The 18,366-nt window shown below is 66.3% G+C and carries 17 protein-coding genes and 1 tRNA gene; 14 read left to right on the top strand and 4 right to left on the bottom strand.

Annotated features, from left to right (window positions below; all coding sequences use genetic code 11):
* The first annotated feature begins 21 nt into the window (after nt 1-21).
* The 14 genes from AC0KVN_RS16690 (at nt 22) to AC0KVN_RS16755 (ending at nt 13,669) form a co-directional block, all read left to right on the top strand.
* Nucleotides 22-1,431 (top strand): MFS transporter, encoded by a 1,410-nt coding sequence (locus AC0KVN_RS16690; protein WP_483656214.1) that lies wholly within the window; start codon nt 22-24, stop codon nt 1,429-1,431.
* A 31-nt stretch (nt 1,432-1,462) separates the two neighbouring features.
* The gene (locus AC0KVN_RS16695; protein ID WP_010336953.1) at nt 1,463-2,401 is read left to right on the top strand and encodes a TauD/TfdA dioxygenase family protein; all 939 of its coding nucleotides are present in this window, start codon (nt 1,463-1,465) and stop codon (nt 2,399-2,401) included.
* A gap of 92 nt (nt 2,402-2,493) precedes the next feature.
* Complete coding sequence (locus AC0KVN_RS16700) at nt 2,494-4,128, top strand: arylsulfatase (RefSeq protein ID WP_483656215.1); 1,635 nt, start codon at nt 2,494-2,496, stop codon at nt 4,126-4,128.
* A gap of 152 nt (nt 4,129-4,280) precedes the next feature.
* The gene (gene lptB, locus AC0KVN_RS16705; RefSeq protein ID WP_010336951.1) at nt 4,281-5,066 is read left to right on the top strand and encodes an LPS export ABC transporter ATP-binding protein; all 786 of its coding nucleotides are present in this window, start codon (nt 4,281-4,283) and stop codon (nt 5,064-5,066) included.
* A gap of 45 nt (nt 5,067-5,111) precedes the next feature.
* Nucleotides 5,112-6,629 (top strand): RNA polymerase factor sigma-54, encoded by a 1,518-nt coding sequence (gene rpoN, locus AC0KVN_RS16710; protein ID WP_017501512.1) that lies wholly within the window; start codon nt 5,112-5,114, stop codon nt 6,627-6,629.
* Nucleotides 6,630-6,836: 207 nt separating this feature from the next.
* The gene (locus tag AC0KVN_RS16715; protein ID WP_435567644.1) at nt 6,837-7,688 is read left to right on the top strand and encodes a D-amino-acid transaminase; all 852 of its coding nucleotides are present in this window, start codon (nt 6,837-6,839) and stop codon (nt 7,686-7,688) included.
* Nucleotides 7,689-7,908: 220 nt separating this feature from the next.
* The gene (locus AC0KVN_RS16720) at nt 7,909-8,898 is read left to right on the top strand and encodes a MarR family transcriptional regulator (protein ID WP_435567677.1); all 990 of its coding nucleotides are present in this window, start codon (nt 7,909-7,911) and stop codon (nt 8,896-8,898) included.
* A 68-nt stretch (nt 8,899-8,966) separates the two neighbouring features.
* Nucleotides 8,967-9,042 (top strand) — tRNA-Val (locus AC0KVN_RS16725).
* Nucleotides 9,043-9,192: 150 nt separating this feature from the next.
* A complete protein-coding gene (locus tag AC0KVN_RS16730) occupies nt 9,193-9,372 on the top strand; it encodes a hypothetical protein (protein ID WP_374549897.1) in 180 nt (59 codons plus the stop codon).
* A 54-nt stretch (nt 9,373-9,426) separates the two neighbouring features.
* Complete coding sequence (locus AC0KVN_RS16735) at nt 9,427-9,654, top strand: zinc-finger domain-containing protein (protein ID WP_007709509.1); 228 nt, start codon at nt 9,427-9,429, stop codon at nt 9,652-9,654.
* Between the two features lie 54 nt (nt 9,655-9,708).
* The gene (gene tldD, locus AC0KVN_RS16740; RefSeq protein WP_435567643.1) at nt 9,709-11,151 is read left to right on the top strand and encodes a metalloprotease TldD; all 1,443 of its coding nucleotides are present in this window, start codon (nt 9,709-9,711) and stop codon (nt 11,149-11,151) included.
* Nucleotides 11,152-11,238: 87 nt separating this feature from the next.
* On the top strand, nt 11,239-11,814 hold the full coding sequence (locus AC0KVN_RS16745; RefSeq protein WP_435567642.1) for a DUF924 family protein: 576 nt from the start codon (nt 11,239-11,241) through the stop codon (nt 11,812-11,814).
* Between the two features lie 156 nt (nt 11,815-11,970).
* A complete protein-coding gene (locus AC0KVN_RS16750; RefSeq protein ID WP_004209785.1) occupies nt 11,971-12,309 on the top strand; it encodes a P-II family nitrogen regulator in 339 nt (112 codons plus the stop codon).
* Between the two features lie 13 nt (nt 12,310-12,322).
* On the top strand, nt 12,323-13,669 hold the full coding sequence (locus AC0KVN_RS16755) for an ammonium transporter (protein ID WP_483656221.1): 1,347 nt from the start codon (nt 12,323-12,325) through the stop codon (nt 13,667-13,669).
* Between the two features lie 300 nt (nt 13,670-13,969).
* Here the strand turns inward: AC0KVN_RS16755 and AC0KVN_RS16760 are convergent, their stop codons facing one another.
* From AC0KVN_RS16760 to crtY, 4 genes are read right to left on the bottom strand one after another with little or no spacing between them, the layout of a single operon-like run.
* Entirely contained in the window at nt 13,970-14,959 is a 990-nt protein-coding gene (locus tag AC0KVN_RS16760; protein WP_435567641.1) for a phytoene/squalene synthase family protein, read from the bottom strand.
* 54 nt (nt 14,960-15,013) lie between these two features.
* Nucleotides 15,014-15,595: an LOG family protein gene (locus tag AC0KVN_RS16765; protein WP_037507379.1), complete on the bottom strand. Its 582-nt coding sequence runs from the start codon at nt 15,593-15,595 to the stop codon at nt 15,014-15,016.
* A 31-nt stretch (nt 15,596-15,626) separates the two neighbouring features.
* Complete coding sequence (locus AC0KVN_RS16770; RefSeq protein WP_010335595.1) at nt 15,627-17,108, bottom strand: phytoene desaturase; 1,482 nt, start codon at nt 17,106-17,108, stop codon at nt 15,627-15,629.
* Entirely contained in the window at nt 17,108-18,256 is a 1,149-nt protein-coding gene (crtY, locus tag AC0KVN_RS16775) for a lycopene beta-cyclase CrtY (RefSeq protein WP_483656216.1), read from the bottom strand. Before crtY ends, AC0KVN_RS16770 begins: the two co-directional genes overlap by 1 nt.
* Nucleotides 18,257-18,366 lie beyond the last annotated feature (110 nt).

Raw genomic sequence — 18,366 nt, forward strand, 5'->3', positions numbered from 1 at the left:
CCCCAATACGGAGGCAAGATCATGGCTACCCTTCCCTACGCAGACTATCTGGATGACCGGAGCATCACCCGGCCGGAACCCGCCCGCGTCGGGGAGGGGGAGCCATCGCGCCTGCGCCTCACCGGCTTCGCCTCGATCGCGGTGCCGATCGCCGGCGCCGGCCTGCCGCTCGCCCTGTTCGTGCCCCAGCTTTACGCCACCCAGTTCGGCCTCTCGCTCGCGACCATCGGCTTCATCTTCCTGCTGGGCCGCATCTGGGATGTCAGCGCCGATCCGCTGGTCGGCGCACTCAGCGACCGCACCCGCAGCCGCTTCGGCCGGCGCCGCCCTTGGATCGCGGCCGGCGGCCTGTTGTTCGGCCTGTCCTCCGCCCTGCTCTTCTTCCCGCCCGCCGCGCTGGTGACGCCCGCCTATCTCGGCGCCGCCCTCTTCTTCTTCTATCTCGGCTGGTCGATGATCGAGATCCCGGCCTCCGCCTGGGCCGGCGAGTTGTCGCGCCATTATCATGGCCGCACCCGCGTCGTCAGCTATCAGGCACTGCTGCGCGCCATCGGCCTGCTCGCCGTGCTGGTGCTGCCGACCATCCTCGACCAGGTCGAGCCGGGCAATGGCACGCTGAAGCTGCAATTGGTCGGCGGCTTCATCATCGCCACCCTCATCCCCAGCCTCGCCCTCACCCTCCTTTCCGTGCCCGAACCGCCGGTGCCCGCCACCCCGCCGGTCCGCCAGAGCTTCTGGCGCGCCACCAGCGTCATCTTTTCCGATCGGCTGCTGCTGCGCGTCCTCGCCTCCGACGCGGTGGTCACCGCCGGCCAGTCGATCCGCGCCAGCCTGATCGTCTTCTTCGCCGTCTGGTATATGGGCCTGCCCGCCTGGGCGAGCGGCCTCTATCTGCTCCAGTTCATCTTCGGCGTCGCCGCCGCGCCGATCTGGCTGCGTATCGGCACCCGCATCGGCAAGCGCCAGGCGGCGATCAGCGGCGAAATCGCCCAGGCAGCGATCAATATCGGCCTGCTCTTCGTCTTCCCCGGCGGCCTGCCGCTGCTGCTGGCCCTCACCATCGCCCAGGGGCTGACCCAGGGCTCGGGCAATCTCATGCTGCGCGCCATGGTCGCCGATGTGGCCGATGCCCACCGGCTGCGCACCGGCCATGACCGCACCGGCCTCTTCTTCTCGGTCTTCGCCTTCTCGGCCAAGCTCGGCCCGGCGATCGGCATCGGCATCGCCCTGCCGCTCATCGCCTGGCTCGGCTTTGCCGCCGGCCCGCACAATGATCCCACCGCGCTCGAAGGATTGAAGACCGTCTTCGCCCTTGGCCCGGCCCTGGCCCACATCATCGCCACCCTCATCATCTGGCGCTTCCCGCTCGACGAAGCCGCCCATGCCGAAATCCGCCGCGCCCTCGACCAGCGCGACGCGATCCCCGCCTGACCGTCCACGCATAAATTCAAGGAGACCTGCCATGACCATCCTGACCCAGAGCTTCCTCAACGCCGCCGATGCCGACGGTCCGCTCGATGTCGTTCCCGTCGCCGGCCGTATCGGCGCGGAGATTCGCGGCGTCGCGCTGGGCGGCGACCTTGACGACGCCACCATCGCCGCGATCCGCGCCGCGCTCGTCCGCCACAAGGTGATCTTCTTCCGCGCCCAGCATCATCTCGACGATGCCGGCCAGGAAGCCTTTGCCGAACGGTTCGGCAAGCCCGTCGCCCACCCGACCGTCCCGGTCGTGCCCGGCTCCAAATATCTGCTGGAACTGGATTCGAAGGAAGGCCGCGCCGCATCGAGCTGGCACACCGACGTCACCTTCGTCCCTGCCTATCCCGAATCCTCGATCCTGCGCGCCATCGTCATCCCGCAGGCCGGCGGCGACACGCTCTGGGCCAATACGGCGGCCGCCTATGAGGAACTGCCCGAACCGCTGCGCCAGCTCGCCAACAGCCTGTGGGCGGTCCATTCCAACCTCTATGACTATGCCTCGGTCGTCACCAATGCGAATGAGGAAGCGGTGAAGCGCTATCGCGAAGTCTTCGCCTCGACCGTCTATGAAACCGAACATCCGCTGGTCCACGTCCATCCCGAAAGCGGCGAGCGCTCGCTGATCCTGGGCCATTTCTTCAAGCAGTTCGTCGGCCTCAGCCAGGCCGACAGCCAGCGCCTGTTCGCCACCTTCCAGGATGCCGTGACCCGGCCGGAAAACACCGTGCGCTGGCGCTGGCAGCCGGGCGACGTCGCCATCTGGGACAATCGCGCCACCCAGCATCGCGCCATCGCCGATTTCGGCACCCAGCATCGCCAGCTGCGTCGCGCCACCATCGCCGGCACCGTCCCCGTCTCGATCGACGGCCGCAACAGCCGCATCATCAAGAAGGAAGATGGCAAGATTGCCGAAGCCGCCTGAGCAGGGCTTGCTCACCCCCCCACCCTGTCCCTGACCTTCGGCACACTGGGCCGCGTTCCTTCCGGACGCGGCCCCTTTTCACGGAAGACCCCATGAAGCTCCGCACTGTCCTTGCCAGCCTGGCGCTGGCCACCGCCCTCACCACGCCCGCGGCGGCGCAGGAAAAGCGTCCCAATTTCCTGGTGATCGTCGCCGACGACCTGGGCTATTCCGATCTCGGCGCCTTTGGCAGCGAGATCTCCACACCCAATCTCGACAGGCTCGCTTTGTCGGGCGTGCGCCTGACCGGCTTCCACACCGCGCCGACCTGCTCGCCGACCCGGTCGATGCTGCTGTCGGGCACCGACAATCATCGCGCCGGCCTTGGCACCATGGCGGAAATGCAGGCCCCCAATCAGGTCGGTAAGCCCGGCCATGAAGGCTATCTGCGCACCGACATCGCCGCCCTGCCCGAAGTCCTGACCGCCGGCGGCTATCGCACCCTCTTTTCGGGCAAATGGCATCTGGGCCTCACGCCGCAGCAGGATCCCCATGCCCGCGGTTTCCAGCACAGCTTCGCGCTGCTGCAGGGGGCGGGCAATCATTATGGCACCGACATTTCGGCCACGCCCAAGCCCGGCTTCACCACATATCGCGAGGATGGCCGCACGCTCGAAAGCCTGCCCAGCGACTATTATTCCTCCGACGCCTTCGCCACCAAGCTGATCGACCAGATCAAGGCGACCAAGGACGACAAGCCCTTCTTCGCCTATCTCGCCTTCACCGCGCCGCACTGGCCGCTACAGGCCCCGGCCGAAACCATCGCCAAATATAAGGGCCGCTATGACGCGGGCTATGAAGCGCTGCGCGCCGAACGGCTCAAGAAGCAAATCGCCCTCGGCCTAGTCCCGGCCAGTGCCGCCCAGCACCCCCTTGAAAACAGCAAGCCCTGGGCACAGCTGACCCCGGACGAGAAGAAGACCGCGTCACGGACGATGGAAATCTATGCCGCGATGGTCGACCGGCTCGACCAGAATGTCGGCCGGGTGATCGATGCGCTCAAAGCCAGTGGCGAATATGATAATACCGTCATTCTCTTCCTTGCCGACAATGGCGCCGAGGGGATGGACCTGGTCCATGCCAGGAATGCCCGCTTCCGCGCCCGCGCCGAGGCCGCCGACAACAGCTATGACAATCTCGGCAAGGACAGCAGCTATATCAGCTATGGCCCCGGCTGGGCGCAGGCGGCAACCACCCCCTCCTGGCTCTACAAGGCGTTCGCGACCGAGGGTGGCACCCGCACCACCGCCTTCCTCTCCGGCCCAGCGGTCAAGAAGCCCGGCAGCATCGCCCATGACTATCTCAATGTGATGGACGTCGCCCCCACGCTGATCGACCTCGCCGGCATCGCCCCGCCCAAGGGGACGTTCCAGGGCCGCACCGTCCAGCCGATCCGCGGCACCAGCTGGGCGCCCTGGCTCGCCGGCACGGCGCCGACGGTGCATCCCGCCAGCGAGGCGATCGGCACCGAATTGTTCGGCTCGCGCGCATTGCGTCAGGGCGACTGGAAGATCACCGATGCCGGCGATGGCCAATGGCATCTGTTCAACATCGCCGCTGATCCGGGCGAAACCACGGACCTGTCCGCCCGCGAACCGACGCGCCGGGCGGCGCTGGAAAAGGCGTGGGACGCCTATGCCAGCGATGTCGGTGTCGTCCTGCCCAACCCGCGCATCATGGTGGAATGACCCGCGTATCAGGGGGATGGCACGCCCATCCCCCTCTTCTCCATCGCATTTTCCCCTTGCCCCGGCGGCGATCCCATGCACAAAGCTTGCCAATTGCCGCAGGCGGACCCATGTCCGCCGCACCCCGATTTGGCGGCACAAGGATTGAAGTGATGGACGATGTGACGATCCAGGACAGGGCCGCTTCGGCGCGACCGCTCGCTCCGCAGGAAGTGGGCGAGGGCCTGTCCGTCATCTCGATCGCGAAAAGCTATGACAAGCGCGTCGTCCTGTCCGACGTGTCGCTAACCGTGGGCAAGGGCGAGGTCGTCGGCCTGCTCGGCCCCAATGGCGCGGGCAAGACGACCTGCTTCTATTCGGTCATGGGCCTCGTCCGTCCCGATCAGGGCCGCATCATCCTCGACGGCCAGGATATTACCGGCCTGCCCATGTATCGCCGCGCGATCCTGGGCCTGGGCTATCTGCCGCAGGAAACCTCGATCTTCCGGGGCCTGACGGTCGAACAGAATATCGGCGCCGTGCTGGAAATGGCCGAACCCAACAAGGCCGCCCGTGCCGAGAAGCTGGAACAGCTGCTCGACGAATTCGGCCTGACCCGTTTGCGCGATTCCGCCGCCATGGCGCTGTCGGGCGGTGAACGGCGTCGCTGCGAAATCGCCCGTGCGCTGGCCGCCGATCCCTCGATCGTGCTGCTCGACGAACCCTTCGCCGGCATCGATCCGCTGTCGATCGCGGACATTCGCGACCTGGTGAAGCAGCTCAAGACGCGCGGCATCGGCGTCCTCATCACCGACCATAATGTGCGCGAGACGCTGGAAATCGTCGACCGCGCCTGCATCATCTACAGCGGCCAGGTGCTGTTCGCCGGCAGCCCGACCGAACTGGTCGCCCATCCCGATGTTCGCCGCCTCTATCTGGGCGAGAATTTCCAGCTCTGACATGATCGGCCGGCGCCCCCTCGCTGATGCAGGACGGCCCGGCTGATGGCGCTCGGGCCACGCCTCGACATCCGCCAGAGCCAGTCTCTGGTGATGACGCCGCAGCTCCAGCAGGCGATCAAGCTGCTGGCGCTGTCCAATCTGGAGATCGAGGCGTTCGTCGCGGGCGAACTGGAAAAGAACCCGCTGCTCGAACAGGGGGCCGCCGATGACGGCGGCCGGGAAGGCAGCGGCGTCGACCGTGAGGTGGAGGCGCCGACCCTGGCCGCCGAAACCGGTGCCAGCGACGATCTGATCGCCCAGGGGCTGGGCGGCGCCGACAGCCCGCTCGATGTGGATCATGGCGCGGAAACCTTCATCGACGATGGCCCGGCCGACCGCATGGCCGCGGGCAGCGGCTCAGGCTCGCTCGACATGCTCGGCGGCGGTAGCGGTTCGGGCGAAGCGGTCGATTTCGACAGTTTCGCCAATGCCGCGCCCAGCCTGCAGGAACATCTGATGGACCAGGCCCGCAGCACGCTGTCGGGCATGGACCTGCTGATCGCCACCCAGTTGATCGGCCAGATCAGCGAAGCGGGCTATCTGGAGGCCAATCTGCTCCAGACCGCCCATGGCCTGGGCGTGCCGCTCTTCACGGTCGAGGCGGTGCTCGAAGTTATCCACAGCTTCGATCCCACCGGCGTGGGTGCCCGCTCGCTCGCCGAATGCCTCGCCCTTCAGGCGAAGGAGGCGAACCGCTACGATCCCTGCATCCAGCGGCTGCTCGCCAATCTCGACCTGCTGGCCAAGGGCGCCCTGCCCCAGCTGCGCCGCATCTGCGGCGTGGATGAGGAGGATCTGGCCGACATGATCCGCGAACTGCGCGGCTATGATCCCAAGCCCGGCCTGCGCTTCGCCAGCGACAGCGCCACGCCGGTCACACCCGACCTGTTCGTCAGCCGCACCCGCGAGGGCTGGGGCATAGAGGTCAACAGCGCCACGCTGCCGCGCGTGCTGGTCAACCGCACCTATTATGTCGAACTGGCCGGCGGCCCGCAGGACAAGGCGAGCAAGGCCTGGCTGGCCGACTGCCTCGCCAGCGCCAACTGGCTGGTGAAGGCGCTCGACCAGCGGCAGAAGACGATCATCAAGGTCGCGAGCGAGATCGTCCGCCAGCAGGAGGATTTCTTCCGCAACGGCGTCGCTTATCTCAAGCCGCTGACGCTGCGCGCGGTCGCCGACGCGATCGAGATGCATGAATCGACCGTCAGCCGCGTCACTTCGAACAAATATCTCTCCTGCCCGCGCGGCCTCTACGAACTCAAATATTTCTTCACCAGCGGCGTCGCGGCGGCGGATGGCGACGGCGCCGTCTCGGCCGAGGCGGTCAAGAGCCATATCAAGGCGCTGATCGGCGCGGAGGAGGCCCATGCCATCCTCTCCGACGACACGCTGGTCGACCTGCTGCGCGCCAAGGGCATGGACATCGCCCGCCGCACCGTCGCCAAATATCGCGAATCCATGGGCATCGGCTCCTCGGTCCAGCGCCGCCGGCAAAAGGCGCTCAAGGGCAAGGCCGCCTGAGCCTGTCCTACAGCGACCCTTTCCCCTATCATCGGCGCTGCCATCCCCTGACTTTCCGATAGGATCAAGGCAGCGCAAGATAATGTCACAATGTGCGGGAAATATGCGAAGTTAAGCGAAGCAAATCCTATTTCGCTGCCTTGACCGCGGCCGCCGCGGCGGCAAAAGCGGCGGCGTAAATCACCAGATCAAGGATCGCCCGCCGCCATGTCCGTCGCCTATCTCAACGGCCAGTTTCTGCCGCTCGAAGACGTCCGCATCTCCCCGCTCGATCGCGGCTTCCTGTTCGCCGACGGCATTTATGAAGTGGCGGCCGTGATCGATGGCCGGCTGGTCGACAGCGCCAGCCATCTCGCCCGGCTGGAACGATCCTGCACCGAAATCGGCATCGCCCTGCCGCTGACCCTGGACGAGATCGAGGCGGCGCAGAAGGCGCTGGTCGCCCATAATGGCCTTGGCGAGGGCCTGGTCTATCTCCAGATCACCCGCGGCGCCGATGTCACCCGCGACTTCATCCCGCCGGCCGGCCTGCAGCCGACCCTGTTCATGTTCGTCCAGAACAAGACCTTCCTCGATGTGCCCGCCGCCAGGACCGGCGTCGCGGTCGCCACCATGGCCGACCTGCGTTGGGCGCGGCGTGACATCAAGAGCGTCGGCCTGCTCGCCCAGGCGATGGCCAAGATGGCGGCCAAGGAAGCCGGCGCGCAGGAAGCCTGGATGATCGAGGATGGCTTCATCACCGAAGGCGCCTCCTCCACCGCCTTCATCGTCACCGACGAAGGCATCGTCACCCGCCCCTACAGCCAGTCGGTGCTGGCCGGCTGCACCGGCGCGGCGCTCACCGCCCTTGCGGAAGAAAGCGGCATCGCCGTCATCCGCCGCCCCTTCACCCTCGCCGAAGCGCTCGCCGCGAAGGAAGCCTTCATGACCAGCGCCTCGACCTTCTGCCTTTCGATCGTCAAAATCGACGGCCAGCCGGTCGGTCACGGCACCCCCGGCCCGGTCGCGACCCGGCTGCGCGAACTCTATATCGACTTCGCCCGCCGCACCGCGGTCTGACCTGCGACGAAATGAGTCCATTTCGGATCGAATAGGCAGAACAGGGCGCCCGCATCAGCCGGCGCCCTTTTCGTTTCTGCATTCCCCCCGATATCGCGGGTGCGTGACGGCCATCACGACAGCCCCGTGCATTTGCGCCATTATGGAGTCAGCGCCGGCTGCGCCCGGTGGGCAAGCGGCTAAGCTGCGGAACATAACAGGCACGGGAGATTGCGTGGTGATGGCCGATCCCTTCTCGACCGATCATGATAGCCCCTATGCCGCGCCGGATGACCGGCGCGGGCTGCTGATCGTCGCTGATGGCGACTGGATCGACGATGCCGCCATGCTGGCCCATGCCGCCGGTCTCCGCCTGCTTGGCACCGTCCCGCTCGATCAGGCCGCCGCCCGACTCGACATGCAGGTCGGGTGCGACGTCGTCCTGCTGCTCTGCCGCCAGCCCGATCCGCTGCTCGAACGGCTGATCGTCCAGGTCGAGACGATCGCGATCCAGAACCGCATGGCAGTCGTCCTGCTCGCCGGGATCGAGACGCTCGACATGGCCTATGCCTGCATACGCAGCCCGCAGACACAGTTGCTGTGCAATCCCGACAATGGCGACATCGCCGCCGCCCTGCTCGCCGCCGCGCACAGCGACGCACTGCCGCATAATTTGCATGACGCCACTCATGAAAGCGACGGCAACCGGCTGCAGCGGCTGAGCGACGAAGTCAGCCGCCTCGCCCGCACGATCGAGGCCCTGACCGATCGGCCGCGCCCGGCGCTCAGCGCGTTCGACATGCCCGCGCGCATCGCCGACCGCCAGGGCGGCTATACCGCCATGCCGGCCATGGCCACGATCGGGGCGGCCACCAGGCCGGAAACCGACTCCGTCACCGCCGCGCAGGTCCGCGACATGCTCCGCGCCCGCCGGCTGCGCGCCGATTTCCTGCCGGGCGACCTGTTCGCCGATCCGGCCTGGGACATGATGCTCGATCTGCTCGCCGCCCGGCTGGAACAGGCCCATGTCTCGGTCTCCAGCCTCTGCATCGCCTCCGCCGTGCCGCCGACCACGGCGCTGCGCTGGATTCGGACATTGACGGACAAGGCCCTGGTCGAGCGCCGCGCCGATCCGCATGACGGCCGCCGCATCTTCATCGCGCTCGCCGACGACGCGGCTGACCAGTTGATCCGCTGGTTCGGCGCCAGCCATCGCTATCGCGCGCACTGATCTGCCCCATCGGATAAAGGCCGCTTGACCCGCGCCCAAAAAAATCTAGAAGCGCCCGCACCCCATGGGGGCGATTAGCTCAGTTGGTAGAGCGTCTCGTTTACACCGAGAATGTCGGCGGTTCGAGCCCGTCATCGCCCACCAGGTTCGCCGAATGAGAAGCCGTCCGGGGGACGGCTTCCGGCGAAACTCCCGAGCGACAGCGAAGGGCTTAGCCATCCAGGCAAAACCAGCCCCGATCCGCCCCCGTAACATTCATCCTGCAGCAAGCATGGTTCCGGCATCTTCCCGCCCATGCCGATCAGCTTCTTCCTTGGCGGCTCCGTCGCGCCGATATTGCTGATGCTGTCGCCCTTCGCGGTGATGGCGGTCGGCAATTGCGCCGACTGGCAAGCCAAGGCTCCAAGCGCAAGGATCGCGGCAAAGCCCCCCGCCGACGCCGGTTGCACCCGGCCCCGCTATCCGCTGATGTAATCGCGCGCTGCCAGATATTGCGGCGCCGCGTTACCGCTGCTAATTCCGCCTCCCATGATCCAGCCGCCCGAAATCATCCGAGTCACCAAGTCCCGCGTCTCCTGCGACGGTTCGGGTGACATTCCCGCCGCCCTTGGCCATCCGCGCGTCTTCCTGGAAATCGACGAGCATGGCTATGTCGATTGCGGCTATTGCGATCGCCGCTTCGTGCTGGCCGGCGGCGTCGCCGACAATGGGGAAATCGGCAGCAAGCCGGACATCGCTTCGGGCGCCAGCCTCTAAGGCTCTCTAAAATTTCCATTGGGCATCTGTCATGCCGCGCCTATATCGGGCGGCATGACCGATCTCGCTTCGCAATTCACTGATGCCCGCGGCCTGCTCTATCGTCCGGGCCTGCTCGATCCCGATGGCGCGCGCCGCCTGACCGCGCAGGCGCTTTCGGCCTGCGACGATGGCGAGCTGTACCTCCAATATCGCGCCAGCGAGAGCTTCGGCTTCGACGACGGCCGCCTCAAGACCGCCGATTATTCGACCGACGCCGGCTTCGGCCTGCGCGGCGTGTCGGGCGAGATGACCGGCTTTGCCCATGCCAACGACCTCAGCGAAGCGGCGATCGCCAAGGCGGCGCAGACGCTGACCCTGCTCGATCCGGCCAAGGGCCAGCCCGCCCCGCCGCCCCAGCGCACCAATCGCCACCTCTATACCGACGCCAATCCGCTGGAGCTGGTGCCCTTCGCCGAGAAGGTGACCCTGTGCGCCGCGATCGACGCTGCCGCCCGTGCCCGCGACCCGCGCGTCGCCCAGGTTTCGGTCAGCCTCGCCGGCAGTTGGTCGGTGATCGAGATTGTTCGCGCCGACGGTTTCACCGCCAGCGACATCCGCCCGCTCGTCCGCCTCAACGTCTCGGTCATCCTGGAAGAAAATGGACGGCGCGAAACCGGCGTGTTCGGCATTGGCGGCCGCTATCTCTACGATCAGGTGATTGACCCCAAGATTTGGAACCGCGCCATTGACGAGGCGCTGGCCCAGGCGCAGGTCAATCTCCGCTCGGTCGCCGCCCCCGCCGGCGAAATGACCGTGCTGCTCGGCCCCGGCTGGCCGGGCGTGCTGGTCCATGAAGCGATCGGCCATGGCCTGGAAGGCGACTTCAACCGCAAGGGCACCAGCGCCTTTTCCGGTCGCATCGGCCAGCGCGTCGCCGCGCCGGGCGTCACCGTGGTCGACGATGGCAGCATCCTCGATCGCCGCGGCTCGCTCTCGATCGATGATGAAGGCACCCCGACCCAGGAAAATATCCTGATCGAGGACGGCATCCTCAAGGGCTATATGCAGGATCGCCTCAACGCCCGGCTGATGGGCGTCGCGCCGACCGGCAATGGCCGCCGCGAATCCTATGCCCATGCGCCGATGCCGCGCATGACCAACACCTTCATCAAGGGTGGTCAGGACGATCCGGAAGAGCTGCTGTCGCGCGTCAAGTCGGGGATCTTCGCCAAGAGCTTCGGCGGCGGCCAGGTCGACATCGTCTCGGGCAAGTTCGTCTTTTCCTGCACCGAGGCCTATAAGGTCGAAAATGGCAAGATCGGCGATCCGATCAAGGGCGCGACCCTGATCGGCGACGGCCCGACCGCACTGACCAAGGTGATCGGCATCGGCAATGACTGGGCGCTCGACGAAGGCATCGGCATGTGCGGCAAGGGTGGGCAGAGCGTGCCGGCCGGCGTCGGCCAGCCGACCCTGCTGATGGATGGCCTGACCGTCGGCGGCACCGCCGCCTGACCCCATTCCTGCCATGGCGGCGCGGTCACCCGACCCGCCGCCGCCATGGGCCGAGGAACCGGGCGGCGATCAACACGTATTTTGCGTATGAACATGCTGACCGACAGCCATGACGCCGTGACCGCCGACTGGGCGGCGGCCTTGCTCGACTTCTGGTTCAACCAGGTGGGCGAGGAAGGCTGGTACAGCCATGATCCGGCACTGGACCAGCATTGCATCGATCGCTTCGCCGTCCTGTGGAGCGAGAAGCGGACGCTTCCGGCCGAAAGCTTCCTCGACCGCGCCGACGATGCGCTGGCCGCCGTGCTGCTGTTCGACCAGCTGCCCCGCAACATGTTCCGCGGCCAGGCCCAGGCCTTTGCTACCGACCCGATCGCCCGCGAGGTGGCGCGCGGCGCCATTGCACTGGGCTATGACATCCAGATCGGCGGGGCGGGCCGGCTCTTCTTCTACATGCCGTTCCAGCATAGCGAGGATCTGGCTGATCAGGAGCTGTCGCTCTCCCTGTTCGAAGGGGCCGGCGACACCCGGTCGCTCGATTTCGCCCGCCAGCATCATGCAACCATCGCGCGCTTCGGCCGTTTCCCCCATCGCAACGCTGCCCTGGGCCGCACCACCCTGCCCGTCGAAGCGGCAGCGGTCGCCGAAGGATCGCAGTGGTAGGCGGGAACATGCCTATTTTTTAGGCATGGCTGTGCATCTGCACATTTTTTCGGCGGCGCAACAATCTCCCCTAGTGGAAATCCCGCGTTAATGCGTCATTAGCAAATTGGCACGCCTCTTGCTGGTATGTCGCCGCACACCAAATAAGGGGGCGACATGAAACTTGTCATGGCTATCATCAAGCCGTTCAAGCTTGACGATGTCCGCGAGGCTCTTTCCTCGCTTGGCATCGCCGGTATGACGGTCAGCGAAGTGAAGGGCTTTGGTCGCCAGAAAGGCCAGACCGAAATCTATCGCGGCGCCGAATATTCCACCAACATGGTTCCCAAGATCAAGATCGAGGTGGTCTGCGACGACGACCTCGCGCCGCGCGTGGTGGAAGCGACGCAGGCCGCCGCCAATTCGGGCGCGATCGGCGATGGCAAGATCTTCGTCCTCGATGTCGGCCAGGCCGTGCGGATCCGCACCGGCGAGACCGGCGAAACCGCGCTGTAAGAAGGGGGGAATGATGACCTTTTCGAAGAAGATTTGCGGCGCGCTGGGGGCCACCGGCCTCTCGCTGTTCGCCGCGCTGCCCGCCTGGGCACAGGACGCGGCCGCGCCGGCCGCGACCGTGGAAAAGGGCGATACCGCCTGGATGATGACCTCCACCATCCTCGTCTTCCTGATGATCCTGCCCGGCCTCGCCCTGTTCTATGGCGGTCTTGCCCGCAGCAAGAACATGCTGTCGGTGATGACGCAGATCGGTGCCGCCGCCTGCCTCGCCATGCTGATCTGGGTCATGTACGGCTATTCGATGGCCTTCGGTCCCGATTACACCAGCGGCCTCTCCAACTTCGTCTCGACCTTCGACAAGGCGTTCCTGAAGGGCATCACGCCCGCTTCGCAGGCTGCGACCTTCACCGCCGGCGTCGAGATTCCGGAATATGTCTTCGTCTGCTTCCAGATGACCTTCGCCGCGATCACCGTAGCGCTGGTGCTGGGTTCGGTGGTCGAACGCATCAAATTCTCGGCCGTGATGGTGTTTGCCGCCATCTGGCTGACGATCGTCTATTTCCCGATCGCGCACATGGTCTGGGCTGCTTCGGGCTATTTCTTCAAGGCCGGCGCGCTCGATTTCGCGGGCGGCACCGTGGTCCACATCAACGCCGGCGTCTCGGCGCTGGTGGCCTGCCTCATCCTGGGCAAGCGCATCGGCTTCCCCAAGGAACCGATGGCCCCGCACAGCCTGACGCTGACCGTCGTCGGCACCGGCCTGCTGTGGGTCGGCTGGTTCGGCTTCAACGCCGGCTCGGCGCTCGAAGCCAATGGTTCGGCCGCCCTCGCGATGATCAACACCTTCGTCGCCACCGCATCGGGCGCTCTGTTCTGGATGCTGGCTGAGCGCGTCAACGGCCACAAGGCGTCGGCCCTGGGCTTCTGCTCGGGCGTCATCGCCGGTCTCGTCGCGGTCACCCCGGCCGCCGGCAACTCGGGCCCGTTCGGTGCGATCGTGCTGGGCGCCGTTGCCTCGATCATCTGCTTCTATGCCGTCACCGTGCTCAAGCCCAAGCTTGGCTATGACGACAGCCTGGACGCCTTCGGCATCCACGGCATCGGCGGCATGATCGGCGCCATCGGCACCGCCATCGTCTACTCGCCGGCCCTCGGCGGCCCTGGCGCGGCGGACTATGAAATCGGCGCCAAGCTGCTCGTCCAGATCGAAGCGGTCGTCGTGACCATCATCTGGGCCTCGATCGGCACCGCCATCGCCATCTTCATCGCCAAGGCCATCACCGGCCTGCGGGTCAGCCAGGAGGTCGAATATGAAGGCCTCGACCTCGGCGAGCATGGCGAGCGCGCCTACAATTACTGAGATTGGCAGGGCGGCCCATCCCACGGGCCAGGGCCGCCCGCCTCACCTTGTTCCTCCTGCGAACATGCCTTGGGGTCGGTGTGAAAACACCGGCCCTATTTTTATCCACAGGGCAGGCAGTCGGAATTGGGGGGCTGGCAGCGACCAGAAGCGGACATGTTCCCCCTCCCGCAGGCGGGAGGGGGTTAGGGGGTGGGCTGGGCATCGCGAAAGCCCACCCCGCTGCGACTAACGCGCTGCGCGCGCAAGTCTCGCTACCCCTCCCGCGTGCGGGAGGGGAATAGCGGAACCCACCCAAATTCAGGCAGTCGGCCGCGTCCACAACCCCACAGCCCGCGCTGCCCCTGCCGGCCAGCGCCGCCCCCGTCCTGGCACCTGCCGTCCCGCGCGGATCACCCAGCCCAGTTTCTCGCGCCCCGGCGTCACCACGCGATGGTCCCAGGCATGCTCGCCCCGCCGCGCCACTTCGCGCGCAATGTCGCCATAGATGCCCGCCGCCGCCAGCACTGCCCAGGCCGCCCGCGCCGGCAGCGCGCCGGTGCCATGGCGCGCGCTGTCCTCATAGGCCGCCGCCATGTCGGCCAGCCGCTGGCCCAATATCGCCAGCTTCGGCCGCAGCCAGGGTTTCATATGCTCGCCAGGCGGCATGTCCATTTCCACCAGCCATTCGACCGGCAGGTAGCAGCGATCGGCCAGTTCATCCTCGCTGATGTCGCGGGCGATATTGGCGAGCTGGAAGGCAATGCCCAGGTCACAGGCGCGGTCCAACGTCGCCTCATCCTCCGGGTCGACGCCCATCAGCACCGCCATCATGCAGCCCACGGCGCCCGCGACATGATAGCAATAGCGCAGCATGTCCGCCTCGCTGCGCGGCCGCCAGTCGCGCGCATCGAGCGCAAACCCCTCCAGCAGATCATGGGCATAGCGGTGCGGGATCGCGCATTCGCGCATGACGACGCCAAAGCCGTCAAAGGCCGGGTCGCCGGTCGGCTCGCCGCGCAGCGCTGCATCGGTCAGCACCCGCAGCGTCGACAGCCGCGCCTGCCCGTCGGCGACGCCCCGCATCGTCCCGCCATGGTCCTGCCCATCGGCGATATCGTCGCATTTGCGGCACCAGGCATAGAGCAGCCAGGCCCGCTCGCGCGTCACCCGGTCGAACAGCTTCGACGCCATGGCAAAGCTCTTCGAGCCCCGCGCAATGCTGTCGCGGGCATGGGTGACCAGGGCGGGGCGATTCCATTCTCCCGTCCCGCCTGCGGGAGGGGCCGAGAGAGGGCCTGTTAAGTCCATGAAGCGGACATGCCCTCCCCTAACCCCTCCCGCAAGCGGGAGGGGAATATTATTTCAGAGCCGTGCGGCCTTCATCGCGAAGATCGTCTCATGCGGCTGATAGGCGGCCATCTGGTCAAGCAGCCCTTCGATACTGTCATCATGGATCATGATGCCGGCATGCTGCGGCCGGATGAAGCCGGCTTCCACCATCTGCCGGTTGAAGCCGATCAGCTGGTCATAGAAGCCCGCGACATTGAGCAGGCCGACCGGCTTGTTGTGATAGCCCAGCTGCGCCCAGCTGATCGCTTCCCACAGCTCGTCCATCGTGCCGACGCCACCCGGAATCGTGACGAAGCCGTCCGACAGGTCGGTGAAGAGCTGCTTGCGCTGGTGCATGGTCTCCACCACGTGCAATTCGGTGCAGCCGCGATGCGCGACTTCGGCGCCGACCAGCGCCTCGGGGATCACACCGATCACCTCGCCGCCCGCTTCCAGCGCCGCATCCGCCACCGCGCCCATCAGGCCCAGCCGCCCGCCGCCATAGACGACGCCGATTCCGCGCTGTGCCAAAGTGCGGCCGACATGGCGTGCCGCGTCGATATAGGTGAGGTCGGCCGGCGTCGCCGAACCACAATAAACAGCCAGTCTTTTCATCATCTTCCAGTCCCGGAGCGCCGCGCGCTCCTCAAGCCATGTCCTGCAGCATCAGCGCCGCGGTCGCCTTGGCGCTGCCCACCACGCCGGGGATGCCCGCGCCGGGATGGGTGCCGGCCCCTACCAGATAAAGGTTGGGAATGACATCGTCGCGATTATGGGCGCGGAACCAGGCGCTCTGGGTCAACAGCGGCTCCAGGCTGAAGCCGCTGCCCAGATGGGCATTGAGGTCGCGGCCAAAGTCGCTCGGCGCATAATGGAACTGGGTCACGATGCGCGATCGTATGTCGGGGATCAGCCGATGCTGGATCTCGTCCAGGATGCGCTCGGCATAGGCCGGCGCGAAGCGATCCCAGTCGATCGGCAGCTTGCCCATGTGCGGCACCGGGGCGAGCGCATAGAAGGTCGAATAGCCCTCCGGCGCCATCGACGGATCGGTGACGGTCGGGTGATGCAGATAGAGCGAGAAATCCGCCGGCAGCACGCCATGGCTGTAGATATCGGTCAGCAGCCCCTCATAGCGCGGGCCGAACAGGATCATATGGTGGGGAATGCCCGGCCAGCTGCCCTTGATCCCGAAATGCAGCACGAACAGGCTGGGCGACCATTTCTTGTGCTGCAGCTTTTCCGCCTGCTTCTGCCCGCGCGGATGATGGCCCAGCAGGTCGCGATAGCTGTGCATCAGGTCGCCATTGCTGGCAATCGCATCCGCCTCCCCGCGCCAGCCCGACGCGGTGCGCACCGCCACCGCCCGGTCGCCATGGGTCTCGATCTCGACCACCGCGTCGCCCAGCCGCAGCACGCCGCCCAGCCGCTCGAAATGGGTCGCCATGCCCTGCACCAGCCGGTTGGTGCCGCCCTTGGCGAACCACACGCCGCCATCCTTCTCCAGCTTGTGGATCAGGGCATAGATGCCGCTGGTCGTCATCGGATTGCCGCCGACCAGCAGGCTGTGGAAGGACAGTGCCTGACGCAGCTTCTCGTCCTTCACATGGCTCGACACGATCGAATAGACCGATCGCCAGGCCTGATATTTGGCAAGGCTCGGCCCCGCCCGCACCATCGAGGCGAAGTCGAGGAAGGCGACCGAGCCGAGCTTGCGATAGCCCTCCTCATAGACGCCATCGGCATAATCCAGGAACCGCTCATAGCCCGCGACATCTTCCGGATTGAGCTTGGCGATCTGCGCGCGCAGCGCCACCTCGTCGTTGGAATAGTCGAAATTGGTGCCGTCGCGCCAGTTGAGCCGGTAGAAGGGCGACACCGGCACCAGGCTGACATCCTGTGCCATGTCGTTCCCCGACAGGCGCCACAATTCGGCGAGGCAGGCCGGATCGGTGATGACCGTCGGCCCGGCGTCGAAGGTGAAGCCGTCCTTCTCCCACATATAGGCGCGGCCACCGGGGCGGTCGCGCGCCTCGATCAGGGTGGTTGCCACCCCGGCCGACTGCAGACGGATGGCCAGCGCCAGGCCGCCAAAGCCCGCGCCAATGACAATCGCTTTCCGCTCCATCAGGCGGGTGGGTTCAGCAATGCGTGCATGGCATCCCTTATGCGCACCGGGGGACGCCCGCACAAGATGCGGATGCGATCGGCGATGGTCGATCGCCCGGCATAGAAGCGCTGGATCAGCCCCGGCCGCAACCGATAGAAGCGGGCAAAGATGCGCCAGCGCTGGTCCGGCGCCGCAGCGCCGAAGAGCATCCGGCCAAGCAGCCGATAATAAAGTCCCTTCTTCCAGTGCGCCGCAGCATAGGTCCGCGTCGCCGCCGGCAGGCCCTTCAGCGGCTGCTCCACCAGCCAGGTCGCGAATCGCACCGCATCGGGCAGCGAATAGCCGGTCATCGGCTGGAACAGGCCGGCCTTCACCCCGGCCCGCGCGACCGGGTCATCGGCCGGCCAGTAACGGTCGAAATCGCCGCCATGCACCACCGGCAGCACGCCGCTCTCGCTGTGGATAACTTCCTCCACCTGCCACCCCTGCGCCTGCGCATAGGCGGCGATCCGCTCCGCGATCCCTGCCGCGTCCAGCGCCGGCCCGTCGCTATAATAGGTATCCTCGACAAAGATCGTCCGGGCGTCGCGCGGCAGCAGATAGACGAAGCGATAGCCGTCGATCTGCGCCACCGTCGCATCCATGATCACCGGCTGCGCGATCCCGTGCGGCTGCGCCAGTCGCAGCGTCTGCCCGACGAATTTCTGCCAGCCACAGCGCAGCGCCGACAGGTCGCCTGCCCCCCCAGCATCGATCATCGCAGGCGCGCTGATCCGCCGCCCGTCCTCCAGCACCAGAAATTGCCGGCCGATCGTCGCCACCTGCGCGCCGGTCAGCAGGCGTTCGCCCAGCGCCGCCCACACATGCGCATCGAAACGGGGGGAGGCGATGCTGTTATAAGGCGTGCCGAGTTGCCGCCGATAGCCGGGAAAGCGCACTTCATGCCCCTGCGACCAGCGGCTGCTGACCAGCGGATCGACCAGCCAGCGGTCGCGCGCATCGACATCCCCGTCGAAGAAGGACCAGATATGATTGCCGCCGACATGATCGGCCTGCTCGATCAACAGGATGCGCGTACCCGGCCGCCGCTCGGCAAAGGCAAGCGCGATCAGCCCCCCGGCAAGGCCCCCGCCGATAATCGCAAGATCGCATTCCAGATCAGCCACTCCCCCCTGTTAGCTGCGCCGACGCCAAAGGCAAAGCGGGATGGGCAGGCTGGTGGTCCGGGATGGGTGGGAATAAGACATAGCCCCTCCCTTCCGGGAGGGGTTGGGGT

The organism is Sphingobium sp. SG1 (genome assembly GCF_057063145.1).